Below are 15156 nucleotides of genomic sequence, written 5' to 3'. Positions count from 1 at the left end.
TTCCCTTCCGGTGCCAGGTCGCGGCACGGGCGCAACGCGGACGGTGCCCGCGAGGCCGAAGCCTCGGGGCACCGTCGCTGATTCCCAGGGGAAGCGGACGGCAGCCGGCGCGCTGCCGTTCGCGTGGGAGTTACGGGGTGATGTCGGCGCAGACCACGTAGGCCGTGACCGTGTTCGGGGGAGCGGGCTCAGGCGCGGTGGGCCCGGTGGGCGCCCTGCCGACCTCCCACGCAACGGGGGTGTCCCCTGAAGCGTTGGGAACGGGCCTGTTGAGCGAGATGTCGGCGCCGGACTCCGAGAAGTATCCGCCGCCGGTGGCGATGTCGCCGGTGTCGCACGAGGCGATCACCGACTGGTCCGGGGGAGCGAACGTGGCGGTCCTGACGTACGTCTTGATACCCGAGGAACCCTGGGCTCCCTGAGCACCCTGCGCGCCCTGAGCGCCCTGGGCTCCCTGAGCACCCTGAGCACCCTGCGGACCCTGGGCTCCCTGAGCACCCTGAGCACCCTGAGCACCCTGAGCACCCTGCGGACCCTGGGCTCCCTGAGCACCCTGGGCGCCCTGAGCACCCTGAGCTCCCTGAGCTCCCTGAGCTCCCTGAGCTCCCTGGTTGCCCTGGTTACCCGAGGCTCCCTGGGCGCCCTGGGCTCCCTGCGCACCCTGGGCTCCCTGCGCACCCTGAGCTCCCTGAGCTCCCTGGTTGCCCTGGTGGCCCTGGGCTCCCTGAGCACCCTGAGCACCCTGGGCACCCTGAGCTCCCTGCGCACCCTGAGCTCCCTGGTTGCCCTGGTGGCCCTGGGCTCCCTGAGCACCCTGGGCACCCTGAGCACCCTGAGCTCCCTGAGCTCCCTGGTTGCCCTGGTGGCCCTGGGCTCCCTGAGCACCTTGAGCACCCTGGGCTCCCTGGGCGCCCTGAGCACCCTGGTGGCCCTTCTTGCCCTGCGGACCCTGCGGCCCCTGCGGACCCTGCGGCCCCTGCGGCCCCTGCTTGCCAGGCTTGCCGTCATGACCGTCGTGGCCCGGCTTGCCCGCGGGGCCTTGGGGACCCCGGTCGCCGCTCTTGCCGTCGTCGTAGCCGTACGGATTAGGGTCCGCATGGGTCGCGGCGTTGCCGACGTTCGACCTGTGAATGGCGTCGGCGATGGCGACCGTGTTCGGTACAACGTTGAGCATCACCGCCAGAGCGCCCGCCGACATCATCGTGGCGGTCCTCAGACGTGAGCTTCGGATCGTTCTACGGTTCAAGAGAACCTTCCTCAGGATCTGGGGTCAAACCGCAAGCGCGCGCAGTCATTGCGCATGATTCGCATGCGAGTCACGCCGCCTTGGGGCCACGGACAAAACCATTCTTAAACTCACGACAATGACATGGTCAGGGTTTGACGGCATGTCACCATGAGGATCACCCGAGCGGGCTCAATGACGTCTGCGATATGCCGCACAGTCGTCGAACGAAGGCAACAGGCCTTTTCGCTCGGCCTCCTCCAGTGTGGGCGCCGCCGCATCCTTTTGGGAAAGCAACGGCGTGAGGTCTTCGGGCCAGGCGATGGCCAGCGCCGGATCGAGCGGGTCGATTCCGAATTCACGTTCCGGCGCGTATCCCTCCGAACAGAGGTACACCACAGTGGAGTTGTCCTCCAGCGCCATGAAGGCGTGCCCCAGGCCTTCGGAGAGGTAGACGCAACGGTGCGTCGTGTCGTCGAGCCGGACGGCCTCCCAGGTCCCGAACGTCGGAGAGCCGGTGCGGAGGTCGACGATCACATCGAGCACGGCGCCGCCGACACAGGTGACGTACTTGGCCTGACCGGGCGGGACCGAAGCGTAGTGAATACCCCGGAGAGTTCCGAGGGCGGAACGGGAGCAATTGGCTTGCGCGAGCCGCAACCGCCGATCGGTGGATTCATGGAATCTTTCATCCTTGAACCACTCATGAAAGCGGCCCCGGTCGTCCGCGAATACCCTGGGCGTTTCCACCCAGGCTCCTTCGATGCCCAGTGGTCTCATGTGAGTGCTCCGTGACGCATTCCGCTTCCTCTTTGCGGCATGAGGACATGACGGGAATCCTCCAGCAGACCCATCAGATAGTGGCCGTATCCGCTCTTGAGCAGCGGCTCGGCGAGTTCCCGGAGTCGCTCGTCGTCGATCAGACCGGCCCGCCAGACCGCCTCCTCGACGCAGCCGATCTTGAAGCCCTGGCGCTCCTCGATCACCCGAACGAACTCCGCGGCCTGAACCATCGAGGTGAAGGTCCCGGTGTCGAGCCAGGCCGTACCCCGGTCGAGTCGGGTCACGTGCAGCGACCCGGCCTCCAGATAGGCCCTGTTGAGGTCCGAGATCTCCAACTCGCCCCGGGGACTGGGTCGCAGACCTCGGGCGACGTCCACGACGTGACGGTCGTAGAAGTAGAGGCCGGGTACGGCGTAGCGGGACTTCGGCCGGGCCGGCTTCTCCTCGATGGACAACGCCCGGCCCGACTCGTCGAACTCCACGACGCCATAGGCCGAGGGGTTGGCGACCGGATAGGCGAACACCCTGCCGCCCTCGATGTCGCCGTCATGGTGGGCCAGGCGGGTGCCGAGGCCGCTTCCGTGGAAGATGTTGTCGCCCAGGATCAGGGCCACGGGCTCGCCGCCGATGAAATCGGCCCCCAACAGGAAGGCCTGGGCGATGCCCTCCGGGTGTTCCTGGGCCACGTACTCCAGCCGCAGGCCCAGTTGACCGCCGTCGCCGAGCAAACGACGGAACTGATACTGGTCTTCAGGGGTGGTGATGATCAGGATGTCCCGAATACCCGCCATCACCAATGTGGAAAGCGGGTAATAGACCATCGGTTTGTCGAAAACCGGCAGCAGTTGCTTGGACACCGAGCGGGTCAGCGGCCACAGTCGCGAGCCGGTACCTCCGGCCAGGAGAATTCCGCGCATGGCAGCACCATAGGCGAATTACCCATAAATGCCGGTTTGTTACACGCCACCTCGGGGCGTTTCGGACATACTGTTCGCCGTCGCGCCCGGATGCCTTCCGCAGGGCGCGATCGAGCGCGACCTGAACGGAGTCCGGAATGCTCGACACTGCCGCCGAGGAACCGCGTCGGAGCACGGCCGATCCCATGGTGATGACGCTGGCCGCCTACACGATGGTGGTGATGGCGGTCTCGGTCCGCATCCTCCTGCTCCCCAGCGAGTCGGGGGATTACGTCACCTTCCTTGCGCCCTGGTACTGGCACATCGTGAGCCACGGCGGGTTCCCGGCTCTCGCCGACCCCGGCTTCTCCGACTACAACGTCCCCTACCTCTACCTGCTGGCCGCGCTGACCTACCTGCCTGTGCCCCCACTGGTGGGCATCAAGTGGATCTCGATCCTGTTCGACCTGGCGCTGGCGTACTACAGCTTCCGGATCGTGGCCGTGCTCCGGCCCACGCAGCGCTGGGCGGCCGTCGGCGCAGCCGCGGCGGTGCTCTTCCTGCCCACCATCGTCACGAACAGCGGTTGGTGGGGGCAGTGCGACGCCATCTACGTGGCCTTCCTGGTCGGTGGGATCTACCACGTGCTGCGCCACCGGCCGTGGTGGGCGTGCGCGTTCTTCGGGCTCGCCCTGGCGTTCAAGTTCCAGGCCGTCTTCCTCTTCCCCTTCCTGCTCGTACTGGTGCTGGTGGGACGGGTGCCGTGGCGGTGCCTGCTCGCCATTCCCGCGACGTATCTCGTACTCGATGTCCCGGCCCTGCTGCTCGGCGCCGACCCCGGTCCACTGCTGACGGTCTACTCCCGGCAGACGGGCACGTATCCCGCCCTCAGCATCAATGCGCCGTCCGTGTACGAGTTCGTGTCGGTGCCTGGTGACACCGGCGCCGTGCGCAGCGCGGGCATCGTGATCGCGGGAGTCCTCGTGTCGCTCCTGATCGGACTGTCCGTGTGGGCACTGCGGCGCGGCCGACGTGGGGTACCCCACTCCGGATCCGGCGTACCGGGACTCACGGACACCCGGATCGTGCTGCTCGCCGCCTGCTCCTCGGTCGTGGTGCCGTTCCTGCTGCCCTCGATGCACGAGCGGTACTTCTACGCGGCGGACGTGCTCAGCGTGGTGGCCGCGTTCCAGCTGCCCCGTCAGCTCTGGTACGTGCCACTGCTGGTGCAGCTGGCATCGTTCGGCAGCTACCTGTACTGCTGCGTCTCGCCGGCCATGACTCCCTATCTGTCGATGCCCGCGCACGCCGCGCTGATGCTCCTCGCACTGATCGCTCTCCTCCGGACGACGATCCACGAGTTCCGCCACGGAAACCAAACACCGAGCGTGCCCCCTCAGGCCGTCGCCGACAGGAACTCGGTCGAGCCGGCCTCGGCCTAACACTTCGCGTACCGGGTTCCCACCGCAATGCACAGGAGATCCTGATGGTAGCCACCGCTCCGCCGCCCCTACCGCTCGAAGAGATCCGGGGTGCGGCGGCGACCGAACCGAGGAGACACCGGACACGGCTGCTGCTGTGGCCCTTCGTCCTCACCCTCGGCGTGACCGGCTACGGCCTGACCGCTCCCGCGCTGGGGCGCGACGAGCTGATCACCTGGGACGTGGTGACCCGCGACACGGGACACATCCTTGCCACTCTGCACAATATCGACGCCGTACACGGCACGTATTACCTGCTGCTGCACCTGTGGGTGAGCCTTTTCGGTGACTCCGTCATTTCCATGCGGCTTCCCTCGGTTCTCGCCGCGTCCGGAGCCGCGTCCGTCGTGAGCCTCATCGGGAACCGGCTCTTCGGGTCGCGTGCCGGAATTCTGGCGGGAATTGTCTTCGCGCTCGTTCCGGCTGTGAGCCGATACGCCCAGGAGGTACGCAGCTACGCCCTCGTGATCCTCCTCGCGGCGCTCGCGACCCTCCTGCTGCTCCGGGTACTCGACCGCCCTCGCAACCCGTGGCGCTGGGCCGCGTACGCGCTCACGCTACTCGGCCTCGGACTGCTCCACGTGATCGCGCTGTCCGTCGTGGCAGCCCACGCCTGCGTGCTCGCGACCCACGCGCGGCGTGACCGCGCCCTGTGGTGGAAGTCCGCCTTCGCCCTCCTGGCCGTCGCCGTCTGTCTCGCCCCCCTCGTCCTGCTCAGCCGGTCCCAGGTCAACACCCAGCTGTGGTGGATTCCGGTGCCCGACGGGTGGGCGCTCCTCACCATCTGGCAGGACATCGTCGCTTCCGGAGCGTGCGCCGGAGCACTGATCGCCTTCGCTGTCCTGGCTCGCTCGCCGCGCAGGTCTGCTCCGCTCCTGTGCGCCGTCTGGGCCGTCCTGCCCCCCGTGCTCGTGTGGCTCGCCTCCCAGGGCGGCATCTCCTACTTCCGCCCCGCGTACCTGCTGTTCACCATCCCTGCCTGGGCCCTTCTCGCCGGTGCCGGCATCAGCGCGGCCTGTCCCTCCTGGAAGGCCGCAACGGCCCTCCTCACGGTGCTGGCCGTCCTCAACCTGTTCGACCAGAGACAAGTGCGACAGCCGTTCGACCACGACGGCCCGATCATGCAGGCTCCCCTCGACTACAGGTCCGCGGCAGCCCTGGTCACGAAGCACTACCGGCCCGGGGACGCCGTCGTCTACGACCGTGAGCACTCGTGGAAGATCGACGCCGGAGTCCAGTACTACCTGCCCCGCGGCATCAAGATGCGCGACGTGTTCCTGCAGAGCGCCCCGAGGGAGGCCAACCAGATCCAGGCGGTCGACTGCCCCGTGCCGGACCGGTGCCTGAAGGACGAGCAGCGCATCTGGCTCATGGGCCACGGTGCCGACCCCGACCCGTTCAACGCCATCAACCAGGGCCAGGCCTCCGTGCTGCGGAACCGGTACTTGCCGGCCTGGAGCCGATCGATGGCGGGGATGACCGTCACGCTGCTCGTACGCAAGGCCACGAACTGACCTTCCGATTCAGGGCGGCAGAGCCGATCAGGACGCCGAAGGCTTCAGATCCGTCTCGAGTACCTGGTCCGAGCCGTCGGGCTGGGAGCCGTTGTGGTCCGAGTTGCACGTGAACACCCACAGCGTGTTCCGGCCCGGAACCTTGACGACGGTACGGAGACGGCCGTACTGGTTCGTGTAGTACGCCACCGGGGTGCCGACGCCGGTTCCGCTGACCGGGATGCGCCACAGGCGCATGCCGCGCAGGCTCGCCATGTACAGACTGCCGTCGGCGTAGACGAGGCCGCTCGGCGATGCCTCGGTGACGGCCCAGGTGGCCTTGGGGGCATGTTCACCCGGAGCGTAGGCGGGCCACGCGGGGCCAAGGCCCGGACAGGCCCGACGGGTCACCCGTGCAGCCGTCTCCGGTTGCCCGGCCTCCAGCGACTCCGGATGCTGGTGAGGACCTCACCGTCCACCGGAAGGAGAGGAATCATGCCGAACGAAGTCAGGGAACCCACGGGCGGACCCGATCGCGGAGCCCACACCGAAGCGGCCCCTCGCACCGTCGAAACGGCCTGGGAACGGCCCGACTACGTAGTCGTCGACACGGCTCTCGAAGTCACCGCATACTCGCTGGCCACCCGCTAGCGAGGTCACCGACACGACCCTGAGGGCGCCGACCGCCCTCGGGGTCGCACGGCGGTGCACGCCGACGTATCAGGACGCCGGACCGGCGTGGCACCGAGGTGGCCGCCGGCGGAACGGAGATCACACCATGCCGGCTGCGGCGGCCCTGCGGCCCTGGGGAAGCGCGGAGTTCGAGCAAAGGCTGCGGGGCGTGGCCGAAGAGCGCTACCACGACCGTCATCCGTTCAACATCCGCATGCACGAAGGCCGGCTCAGCCCGGCACAGCTGCGGTGCTGGATCACCAACCGTTTCCACTACCAGCGGAACATCCCGGTCAAGGACGCCCTCATCACCGCCAAGTTCGATTCCCCGGACCTGCGGCGCATGTGGCTGCGCAGGATCGAGGACCACGACGGACGCGAGCCGGGCGAAGGCGGCATCGAGCGGTGGCTGCGGCTGGGCGAGGCCGCCGGCCTGGACCGGGCCGCGCTGCTGTCCGGCGCGGACGTACGGCCCGGAGTGCGGCTCGCCGTGGACGGGTACGTCAATTTCTGCCGCCTGCGGTCACCGCTGGAGGCGGTGGCCGCCTCGCTGACCGAACTGTCCGCTCCGGACCTCATGCGGCGGCGTATCGAGGCCTTCGAGCGGCACTATCCCTGGATCGATGCCGACGGCCTCGCCTATTTCCGGGCACGCGTCCGGCAGGGACGGCGGGACAGCGGGGAAGCATTGCGCCTGGTCCTTCGGTGGGCGCGCAGCGGGGCCGAGCAGGAGCGGGCGGTGGCGGCACTCGCCTTCAAATGCGACGTGTTGTGGTCGTTGCTGGACGCCGTGGCCGGACAGGAGACCAGGCCGTGACGGCGGGGTCCGCGCCGAACTGGCGTCCCAAACTCGCGCCGGCCGTGGTGCTGCGGCACGACCGGGTGCGTGGCACCGATCTGCTGGTCATGCCGGAGCGCGTGGTGGTACTGACCGGGCAGGCCGGCACCGTCCTCGGACTGTGCGACGGCGCGCGCGACGTCCGGCGGATCATCGGTGAGCTCGGAACACGCTTTCCCGGTGCCCCGGTGGCCACCGACGTGCCCGCGTTCCTCGACCGGATGCGGGCCGAGGGCTGGCTGCGGTGAACGGCGTCGCAAGGCCCTGGGCCCTGCTCGCCGAGCTGACGCACGCCTGCCCGTTGCGCTGTCCGTACTGCTCGAATCCGCTGGAGCTGACGCGCCGCTCGCGCGAGTTGACCACGGACCGATGGGTGGACGTGATGCGGCAGGCCGGAGACCTGGGCGTGGTGAGCACCCATCTCTCCGGCGGGGAGCCTCTGTTGAAGGACGGCCTGGAAACCATCGTCGCGGCGGCGGACTCGGCGGGCATTCACACCCAGCTCATCACCAGTGGGCTGGGGCTGGACCAGGCCCGGCTGGACGGTCTCCTGGCGGCCGGACTGCGCAGCGTGCAACTGTCGGTGCAGCACGCGGATCCGGACTCTTCCGACCGGATCGCCGGTCGCCGGTCGTTCGCGGCGAAGGAGCACGCGGCGGCGCTGGTCCGGCGGACAGGGCTTCCCCTGGGGGTCAATGTCGTTCTGCACCGCGACAACCTCGACGAGATCGACGCCCTGGTACGCCTGGCGCTGTCGTGGGGCGCGGACCGCATCGAGCTGGCCAACACGCAGTTCTACGGCTGGGCCCTGCGCAATCGGGCCGCGCTCATGCCCCGCGTCGAGCAACTGCGCCAGGCGTCGCGGGCCGTGGAGCGGTGGCGGAAGCGGCTGGCGGGCCGCACCGAACTCGTGTGGGTGGCACCCGACTACGTCGCGGGGGTCGCCAAACCGTGCATGGGCGGATGGGGAGCGGTCTCACTCACGGTCACACCCGACGGCACGGTGCTGCCCTGTCCGGCCGCGGCGACGCTGCCCGGCATCGACCCGCCGAATGTCGCGGACCGGCCGCTCGCATGGATCTGGGAGCACTCCGGCGCCTTCAACCGGTACCGCGGCACCGACTGGATGCGCGAACCGTGCCGCGGTTGTCCCCACCGTGACGAGGACTTCGGCGGGTGCCGCTGCCAGGCCTTCGCCCTCACCGGCGACGCCGCCCGCACCGACCCGGCGTGCCGGCTGTCTCCGGACCACGGCCTCGTGGAGGAGGCTGTGGTCACGGAGGCAGGCAGGTCGGGCTACGAGTACCGGGCCTACGCCGACCGCAAGCCTCGCCGGTGATCTCTGCGGCCCGTCACGGCAACCACCCCGGCCGTTCTAGCCGCCGACGGAGTCCTGCCCGCGTCGCGGCCCCGGCCAGGCGAGGCTCGCCGTGGGGGCGACGGCCGCGCCGGTGTCCTCGCCGATGTAGTAGGTCGGGCGTCGCTGAATGGCCGTGTAGACGCGGCCGATGTACTCGCCGAGCACACCGAGGCAGATGAGCTGGACGGAGCCGATGAAGAGCACGGCGATGATCAGGGAGGTCCAGCCGGGGGCGGTGTCGCCCGCCGTGTACGCGGCCAGCGTGTACACCAGCACGCCGAGGCAGACCAGGAAGGCGAAGGTGCCCAGCCAGATGGCCAGGCGCAACGGGGCGACGGAGAAGCCGACGATGCTGTCGAGCGCCAGCAGGACCATCTTGCGCAGGGGGTACTTGGTCTCACCGGCGACGCGTTCTTCGCGGTGGTAGGTGACCTCTCCGCTGGGGAAGCCGAGCCAGGGCACGAGGAGCCGGTACACCTGCGGCTGGTCGGGCAGGGCTTTCAGGGCGTCGAGCACGTTGCGTGACAGGAGACGGAAGTCGCCCGCCTGGGCCGGCACGTGGTTGCCGACCATGCGGCGCATGAGCCAGTAGTAGACCCCCGCCGTACGGCGCTTGAAGCCGGTGTCGGTGGAGCGGTTGGCGCGTACGCCGTAGACGATGTCCAGGTTCCGGGAGCGGGCCAGGGCGAGCATCTCGGGGATCTTCTCCGGGGGGTCCTGGAGATCGGCGTCGAGGCTCGCGGCGTAGTGACCGCGGGCGTGGTGCAACCCGGCGGTCAGCGCGGCCTGGTGTCCGCTGTTGCGGCGCAGTCGCACCAGTCGCAGCTGCGGCCAGGTGGCCCGCAGTTCCGTCAGCAGTTGGGCCGTCCTGTCCTTGGACCCGTCGTCCACCGCGACGACCTCGTACGGCTCGCCCGTACCGTCCAGCACCGGCCGCAGCCGCCCGACCAGCGCCGGCAACGCCTCTTCCTCGTTGAACATCGGGATCACGACCGACAACTCAACCGCCGACTCGATCTGGTCGGTCGGGTCGTGGAGCACATCAATCATTCGGAGATGCCAGCCCATTCTGGAGCGGGGCGGCGCAACCAGGCGCCCGTTTTGCTCACATAAGGTACTGTCTGGCGCTGTTTCAGTGCGCACAGACACACGTCCTCGAACCCCGGGTGCCGTAATCCATGCCGAACCTCACCGAGCCCGCCACCGCCTCCGACGCACCCGAGGCCGGGTTCGCCCGGCAGCTTCCGGTGTTCGCGATCATCGGCCTGGTGTCCACCGCCGCCTATCTGGGCCTGTACGTGGCACTTCGGCCGGTGCTCGACGCCCAGCCCGCCAACCTGGTCGCGCTCCTGGTCACGGCCGTGGCCAACACCGCGGCCAACCGCCGGTTCACCTTCCGGGTGCGCGGCGCGGAGGGGGCCGCCCGGCATCAACTGCAAGGACTGGTGGCCTTCTTCGCCGGACTCGCGCTCAGCGGAGGGGCCCTCGCCGTGGTGCACCGGACTCTGCCCGACGCGCCGGAGGTGGAGGTCGGCGCACTGATCGTGGCCAATGCGGCCGCGACGGCGCTGCGCTTCGCGCTGCTCCGGCTGTGGGTGTTCCGAGGGCCCTGAGTCCCCGGGCCTTCGTCGACATCGGGATCGGCATCGCCGCCTGAAAAATCGACATCGCCGCCCGAAAAGGCGAATGGCCTGTCGCCGTGTCTTCCCGTCGGGGCGGACGGGAGCGCGGCGACAGGCCTGGGCCCCGCACCTCGTCGTGCGGGACCTCGCCGGTCCGGGAGGACTGCACCGCGGCCGGCCGTGACGATCGCTGGTCAGGGCATCCGAAGACCGGCCGCGGAGTCTTTCTTTCGTGCGGGCCTCAGCCCAGGCGCTGCACCAGCGCGTGGTACTGGTCCCACAGCTCCTTCGGGGTGTGGTCGCCGAAGGTGTTGAGGTGGTCGGGGACGAGCGCCGCCTCCTCGCGCCAGACCTCCGTGTCGACCGTGAGCAGGAAGTCCAGGTCGGAGTCGGCGAGTTCGAGACCCTTGGTGTCGAGGGCCGACTTGGCCGGCAGGATGCCGATGGGGGTCTGAACACCCTCGGCCTTGCCGTCGAGACGCTCCACGATCCACTTCAGGACGCGGCTGTTCTCACCGAAGCCCGGCCAGACGAACTTGCCCTGGTCGTTCTTGCGGAACCAGTTGACGTAGTAGATCTTCGGCAGCTTGGACTGGTCCTTGCCCTTGGCCACGTCGATCCAGTGGGCCATGTAGTCGCCCATGTTGTAGCCGCAGAAGGGCAGCATCGCGAAGGGGTCGCGGCGCAGCTCGCCGACCTTGCCCTCGGCGGCGGCGGTCTTCTCGGAGGCGACGTTGGCGCCCAGGAAGACGCCGTGGTTCCAGTCGAAGGACTCCGTCACCAGCGGCACCGCGCTGGCGCGGCGGCCGCCGAAGAGGATCGCCGAGATCGGCACGCCCTTGGGGTCCTCCCACTCCGGCGCGATGATCGGGCACTGGGCGGCGGGGACCGTGAAGCGGGCGTTGGGGTGGGCGGCCGGACTGTCGGACTGAGGCGTCCAGTCGTTGCCCTTCCAGTCCGTCAGGTGGGCCGGAGTCTCCTCCGTCATGCCCTCCCACCAGATGTCGTTGTCGTCGGTGAGCGCGACGTTGGTGAAGACCGCGTTGCCCCACAGCGTCTTCATCGCGTTGGCGTTGGTGTGCTCACCGGTGCCGGGCGCGACGCCGAAGAAGCCGGCCTCGGGGTTGATCGCGTACAGACGGCCGTCCTCGCCGAAGCGCATCCAGGCGATGTCGTCGCCGATGGTCTCCACGGTCCAGCCGGAGATCGTCGGCTCCAGCATGGCGAGGTTGGTCTTGCCGCAGGCGGACGGGAAGGCCGCGGCGACGTACTTGGACTCGCCCTGCGGCGGGGTCAGCTTGAGGATCAGCATGTGCTCGGCGAGCCAGCCCTCGTCACGCGCCATGACGGAGGCGATGCGCAGGGCGTAGCACTTCTTGCCGAGCAGGGCGTTGCCGCCGTAGCCGGATCCGTAGGACCAGATCTCGCGGCTCTCCGGGAAGTGGGAGATGTACTTGGTCCGGTTGCACGGCCACGGGACGTCCTCCTGGCCCTCCTCCAGGGGGGCGCCGAGCGTGTGCACGGCCTTCACGAAGAAGCCGTCCTCGCCCAGCTCGTCCAGGACCGCCTGGCCCATGCGCGTCATCGTCCGCATCGACACGGCCACGTAGGCGGAGTCCGTGATCTCCACGCCGAGCGCGGAGAGCGGGGAGCCCAGCGGGCCCATGCAGAACGGCACGACGTACATCGTGCGGCCCCGCATCGAGCCACGGAACAGGCCCTGCTCGCCCTGGAAGATCTCCCGCATCTCGGCGGGCGCCTTCCAGTGGTTGGTCGGACCCGCGTCCTGCTCCTTCTCGGAGCATATGAAGGTCCGGTCCTCGACGCGCGCGACGTCGGTCGGGTCGGAGGCGGCGTAGTAGGAGTGGGGGCGCTTGACCGGGTCCAGCTTCTTGAAGGTGCCCTTGCTGACGAGCTCCTCCGCGAGGCGCTCGTATTCGGCCTCGGATCCGTCACACCAGACCACGTTGTCCGGCTGGGTCAGTTCGGCGATCTCGTTGACCCACGAGATCAGTTCCTGGTGGTTGGTGGGGATGACGGGGGGAGCCGCGTTGTCGCGCGCCACGATTGCTCCTAAATGAGGGATTTTGTCCTTTGTTGCCCCGTGGGGGCCGCGGCCCGGACGCTTCGTAGCCGCTCATCCGGTGCCGACCGCACTCATTTGATCATCCGATGGTAGTGCGCATATGTCCAGAGCGCATCACAGGTGAGCGACGTGAGGAAGACCACGGTTTTCGGCTTGTCCCGCGTTCCTTTGCGTGCACGTGGAGTTCGGCTGAGGGACTCTTTGCGCACGGCCCCGGAGCCGTCGTGAGACGATGGCCACTCCGGGCACGCCATCGACCGGGACTGCTACGTAACTTACGGTTCCGTAGGTACGATTCCGGTCATGACTGCGTCCGCTCCCGACGCGCCCATGGAACCGCCGGCCGCCGGCCGCGGTCCCGTCGCGCTCTCCTTGCCGCACCCGGTCAAGCCGAAGCTCCGCGGCTGGCTGCATCTCGGCATGTTCCCGGCGGTACTCGTCGCCGGCCTGATCCTCACCGCCCTCGCCGACTCCCCGCGCGGTCGCGTGGCCTGCGGCGTCTACGTCCTGACGGCGTGCCTGCTGTTCGGCGTGAGCGCGCTGTACCACCGGGGCAACTGGAGTCCGCGCATGGACGGCATACTGCGCAGACTCGACCACGCCAACATCTTCCTGATCATCGCGGGCACCTACACGCCGCTGACCATGCTGCTCCTGCCCGGCGCCAAGGGGCAGTGGCTGCTGTGGGGCATCTGGGCGGCCGCGGCCGCCGGCATCGTCTTCCGCGTCTTCTGGGTGGGCGCCCCGCGCTGGCTCTACACCCCCTGCTACCTGGCCATGGGCTGGGCGGCCGTCTTCTTCCTGCCGGACTTCATGCGCTCCGGCGGCATCGCGGTCCTGGTCCTGGTGATCGTGGGCGGCCTCCTCTACAGCGCGGGCGGAGTGGTCTACGGGATCAAGCGCCCCAACCCCTCACCGCGCTGGTTCGGCTTCCACGAGGTGTTCCACTCCCTCACCCTCGCCGCCTTCGTCGTCCACTACGTCGGCATCTCCCTGGTGGCGTACCAGCACGCGTAACCACCTCCCCCGATCACCGGCCACGGCTCATCCGAGCCGTGGCCGCTTTCGTATGCGTTGACAGTAGCTCGATTTTGAGAGTTACTTTCATTTCATGGCTACTGTCATTCCTTCCCAGGAGACGCGGCGCGACCCCCGCCGCTGGTGGGCCCTCGGGGCCCTGGTCGCGAGCATGCTGGTGCTCGGCTTCGACATGACGATCCTCAACGTGGCGCTGCCGACCATGGCGGAGCGGCTCGGCGCGACCACCGGCCAGCAGCAGTGGATGGCCGACGCGTACGTCGTCGTGTTCGCCGCGCTGATGCTCCCCGCGGGCCTGCTCGGCGACCGGTTCGGGCGGCGCCGGATGCTCATCGCCGGCCTCGGGATCTTCCTCGCCGGCTCCCTGGTCGGCACCCTGGCCGACGACGTGAACTGGGTGATCGCCGCCCGCGCGGTGATGGGAGTCGGCGCCGCGCTGGTCATGCCGCTCGCGCTGTCCGTGCTGCCCTCGCTGTTCGGACCCGACGAGCGCACCCGGGCCGTCGGCATCATCTCGGCCGCCTCGGCGCTCGGCCTGCCGCTCGGCCCGATCATCGGCGGCTTCCTGCTGAACCACTTCTGGTGGGGCTCGGTCTTCCTGGTCAACGTCCCGATGGTGGCCATCGGCGTCGCGGCCTGCGGCCTCCTGCTGCCCGAGACCAGCGACCCGGCCTCCCCGAAGGTGGACGTCCTCTCCACCGCGCTCACCGCGTCCGGGCTGGCCGCCCTCATCTACGCGATCATCGAGGCGCCCGGGCGCGGCTGGGGCGACGCCCGGGTGCCGGCCTTCTTCGCGGCGGCCGTCGTCCTGCTCACCGGGCTGGTGCTGCGCGAGCGCCGAGCCCTGCGGCCCATGCTCGACATGGGGCTGCTCGCCCAGCGCGGCTTCCTGCTCAACACCGTCGCCGCGACCCTGGTGATGTTCGTGCTGTCCGGCCTGATGTTCGTCCTGCCGCCCTACCTCCAGGCCGTCCTCGGCCATGACGCCCTCGGCACCGGGGTGCGTCTGCTGCCGATGATGGGCGGACTGATGATCGCCGCCCGGGGAGCCCAGCCGGTCGTCGCACGCTTCGGGCCCCGCGCCGTCGTCAGCGCCGGCCTGGTCGTCCTCGCCTTCGCCGCCCTGCTCGGCAGCCGTACGACCGCGGAGTCCGGCTACGGCTTCACCGCGCTGTGGCTCTCGATCGCCGGTCTGGGCTTCGGCTTCTCGGTCGTGCCCGCGATGGACGGGGCGCTGGCCGCCCTGCCCGCCGACCGGGCCGGCAGCGGCTCCGGGCTGCTCATGACCCTGCGCCAGCTCGGCGGCGCCATCGGCATCGCGCTGCTCGGCAGCCTGCTCGCCGGCGCCTTCCGCGACCGGCTCGACGTCACCGGGCTGCCCGGCGGGGCCGCGCACACCGCCGGGGAGTCCGTGGTGGCCGCGCACCTGGTCGCCGAGCGCGCGGGCTCCGCCCACCTGGCGGCCTCCGCGAACGGCGCGTACGTCCACGGCATGGGCCTGGTCCTGCTGGTCTGCGGCGCCGCGTCCCTGGTGGCCGCGCTGCTGGCCGCGGCGTTCCTGCCCGGCGGCGCACCAAAGCGGCGGAGCGCGACGGACGAGGATGCCACCGGGGCGGACCGGCCCGTGGTCACCCCGACGGAGGATGTCCGACAATGACCTTC

At 69.3% G+C, this 15156-nt stretch carries 16 protein-coding genes; 9 read left to right on the top strand and 7 right to left on the bottom strand.

What is annotated here, in order from left to right:
* Window positions 1-130: 130 nt before the first annotated feature.
* The 4 genes from ACWGKT_RS27560 to rfbA form a co-directional block, all read right to left on the bottom strand.
* The gene (locus ACWGKT_RS27560; protein WP_356143285.1) at window positions 131-349 is read right to left on the bottom strand and encodes a hypothetical protein; all 219 of its coding nucleotides are present in this window, start codon (window positions 347-349) and stop codon (window positions 131-133) included.
* Window positions 346-894 (bottom strand): hypothetical protein, encoded by a 549-nt coding sequence (locus ACWGKT_RS27555; protein ID WP_453275825.1) that lies wholly within the window; start codon window positions 892-894, stop codon window positions 346-348. Before ACWGKT_RS27555 ends, ACWGKT_RS27560 begins: the two co-directional genes overlap by 4 nt.
* A gap of 523 nt (window positions 895-1417) precedes the next feature.
* On the bottom strand, window positions 1418-2005 hold the full coding sequence (rfbC, locus tag ACWGKT_RS27550) for a dTDP-4-dehydrorhamnose 3,5-epimerase (protein ID WP_453275824.1): 588 nt from the start codon (window positions 2003-2005) through the stop codon (window positions 1418-1420).
* The gene (gene rfbA, locus ACWGKT_RS27545) at window positions 2002-2925 is read right to left on the bottom strand and encodes a glucose-1-phosphate thymidylyltransferase RfbA (protein WP_453275823.1); all 924 of its coding nucleotides are present in this window, start codon (window positions 2923-2925) and stop codon (window positions 2002-2004) included. The genes rfbC and rfbA overlap by 4 nt, the downstream gene beginning before the upstream one ends.
* Before the next feature lie 137 nt (window positions 2926-3062).
* On the opposite strand from rfbA, the gene ACWGKT_RS27540 reads away from it, so the two are divergent.
* Window positions 3063-4346, top strand: a complete 1284-nt coding sequence (locus ACWGKT_RS27540) for a glycosyltransferase 87 family protein (protein ID WP_453275822.1) — start codon at window positions 3063-3065, stop codon at window positions 4344-4346.
* A 44-nt stretch (window positions 4347-4390) separates the two neighbouring features.
* Window positions 4391-5899: a glycosyltransferase family 39 protein gene (locus ACWGKT_RS27535; protein WP_453275821.1), complete on the top strand. Its 1509-nt coding sequence runs from the start codon at window positions 4391-4393 to the stop codon at window positions 5897-5899.
* Between the two features lie 27 nt (window positions 5900-5926).
* On the opposite strand, the gene ACWGKT_RS27530 is transcribed toward ACWGKT_RS27535, so the two are convergent.
* Window positions 5927-6289: a hypothetical protein gene (locus ACWGKT_RS27530; RefSeq protein ID WP_453275820.1), complete on the bottom strand. Its 363-nt coding sequence runs from the start codon at window positions 6287-6289 to the stop codon at window positions 5927-5929.
* An 84-nt stretch (window positions 6290-6373) separates the two neighbouring features.
* Between ACWGKT_RS27530 and pqqA the strand changes: the two genes are divergently transcribed.
* From pqqA to pqqE, 4 genes are all read left to right on the top strand, one after another.
* A complete protein-coding gene (pqqA, locus tag ACWGKT_RS27525) occupies window positions 6374-6529 on the top strand; it encodes a pyrroloquinoline quinone precursor peptide PqqA (RefSeq protein WP_453275819.1) in 156 nt (51 codons plus the stop codon).
* 127 nt (window positions 6530-6656) lie between these two features.
* Window positions 6657-7367 carry a pyrroloquinoline-quinone synthase PqqC gene (gene pqqC, locus ACWGKT_RS27520; RefSeq protein ID WP_453275818.1) on the top strand — a complete coding sequence of 237 codons (711 nt, stop codon included), beginning with the start codon at window positions 6657-6659 and terminating at the stop codon, window positions 7365-7367.
* Window positions 7364-7636 carry a pyrroloquinoline quinone biosynthesis peptide chaperone PqqD gene (gene pqqD, locus ACWGKT_RS27515; RefSeq protein ID WP_453275817.1) on the top strand — a complete coding sequence of 91 codons (273 nt, stop codon included), beginning with the start codon at window positions 7364-7366 and terminating at the stop codon, window positions 7634-7636. Before pqqC ends, pqqD begins: the two co-directional genes overlap by 4 nt.
* Window positions 7633-8727 carry a pyrroloquinoline quinone biosynthesis protein PqqE gene (pqqE, locus tag ACWGKT_RS27510; RefSeq protein WP_453275816.1) on the top strand — a complete coding sequence of 365 codons (1095 nt, stop codon included), beginning with the start codon at window positions 7633-7635 and terminating at the stop codon, window positions 8725-8727. The genes pqqD and pqqE overlap by 4 nt, the downstream gene beginning before the upstream one ends.
* A gap of 36 nt (window positions 8728-8763) precedes the next feature.
* Here pqqE and ACWGKT_RS27505 read toward each other — a convergent pair whose 3' ends face one another.
* Window positions 8764-9798 (bottom strand): glycosyltransferase family 2 protein, encoded by a 1035-nt coding sequence (locus tag ACWGKT_RS27505; RefSeq protein WP_453275815.1) that lies wholly within the window; start codon window positions 9796-9798, stop codon window positions 8764-8766.
* Between the two features lie 128 nt (window positions 9799-9926).
* On the opposite strand from ACWGKT_RS27505, the gene ACWGKT_RS27500 reads away from it, so the two are divergent.
* Window positions 9927-10361 carry a GtrA family protein gene (locus tag ACWGKT_RS27500; RefSeq protein ID WP_356143308.1) on the top strand — a complete coding sequence of 145 codons (435 nt, stop codon included), beginning with the start codon at window positions 9927-9929 and terminating at the stop codon, window positions 10359-10361.
* A 250-nt stretch (window positions 10362-10611) separates the two neighbouring features.
* Here ACWGKT_RS27500 and ACWGKT_RS27495 read toward each other — a convergent pair whose 3' ends face one another.
* On the bottom strand, window positions 10612-12435 hold the full coding sequence (locus ACWGKT_RS27495) for a phosphoenolpyruvate carboxykinase (GTP) (RefSeq protein WP_453275814.1): 1824 nt from the start codon (window positions 12433-12435) through the stop codon (window positions 10612-10614).
* A gap of 324 nt (window positions 12436-12759) precedes the next feature.
* Between ACWGKT_RS27495 and trhA the strand changes: the two genes are divergently transcribed.
* Complete coding sequence (gene trhA, locus ACWGKT_RS27490; protein ID WP_356143312.1) at window positions 12760-13473, top strand: PAQR family membrane homeostasis protein TrhA; 714 nt, start codon at window positions 12760-12762, stop codon at window positions 13471-13473.
* Between the two features lie 94 nt (window positions 13474-13567).
* A complete protein-coding gene (locus tag ACWGKT_RS27485) occupies window positions 13568-15151 on the top strand; it encodes an MFS transporter (protein ID WP_453275813.1) in 1584 nt (527 codons plus the stop codon).
* The last annotated feature ends 5 nt before the right edge of the window (window positions 15152-15156 follow it).

Source organism: Streptomyces sp. NPDC054794 (genome assembly GCF_053611585.1).
Note: the sequence above shows the minus strand (reverse complement) of the source record. Positions and strands in the feature narration are given on the sequence as shown.

Coding starts and splice junctions, on each gene's coding strand:
- rfbC (WP_453275824.1), bottom strand. CDS start 2,005: ATGAGACCACTGGGCATCGAAGGAGCCTGGGTGGAAACGCCCAGGGTA.
- rfbA (WP_453275823.1), bottom strand. CDS start 2,925: ATGCGCGGAATTCTCCTGGCCGGAGGTACCGGCTCGCGACTGTGGCCG.
- ACWGKT_RS27540 (WP_453275822.1), top strand. CDS start 3,063: ATGCTCGACACTGCCGCCGAGGAACCGCGTCGGAGCACGGCCGATCCC.
- ACWGKT_RS27535 (WP_453275821.1), top strand. CDS start 4,391: ATGGTAGCCACCGCTCCGCCGCCCCTACCGCTCGAAGAGATCCGGGGT.
- pqqA (WP_453275819.1), top strand. CDS start 6,374: ATGCCGAACGAAGTCAGGGAACCCACGGGCGGACCCGATCGCGGAGCC.
- pqqC (WP_453275818.1), top strand. CDS start 6,657: ATGCCGGCTGCGGCGGCCCTGCGGCCCTGGGGAAGCGCGGAGTTCGAG.
- ACWGKT_RS27505 (WP_453275815.1), bottom strand. CDS start 9,798: ATGATTGATGTGCTCCACGACCCGACCGACCAGATCGAGTCGGCGGTT.
- ACWGKT_RS27500 (WP_356143308.1), top strand. CDS start 9,927: ATGCCGAACCTCACCGAGCCCGCCACCGCCTCCGACGCACCCGAGGCC.
- trhA (WP_356143312.1), top strand. CDS start 12,760: ATGACTGCGTCCGCTCCCGACGCGCCCATGGAACCGCCGGCCGCCGGC.
- ACWGKT_RS27485 (WP_453275813.1), top strand. CDS start 13,568: ATGGCTACTGTCATTCCTTCCCAGGAGACGCGGCGCGACCCCCGCCGC.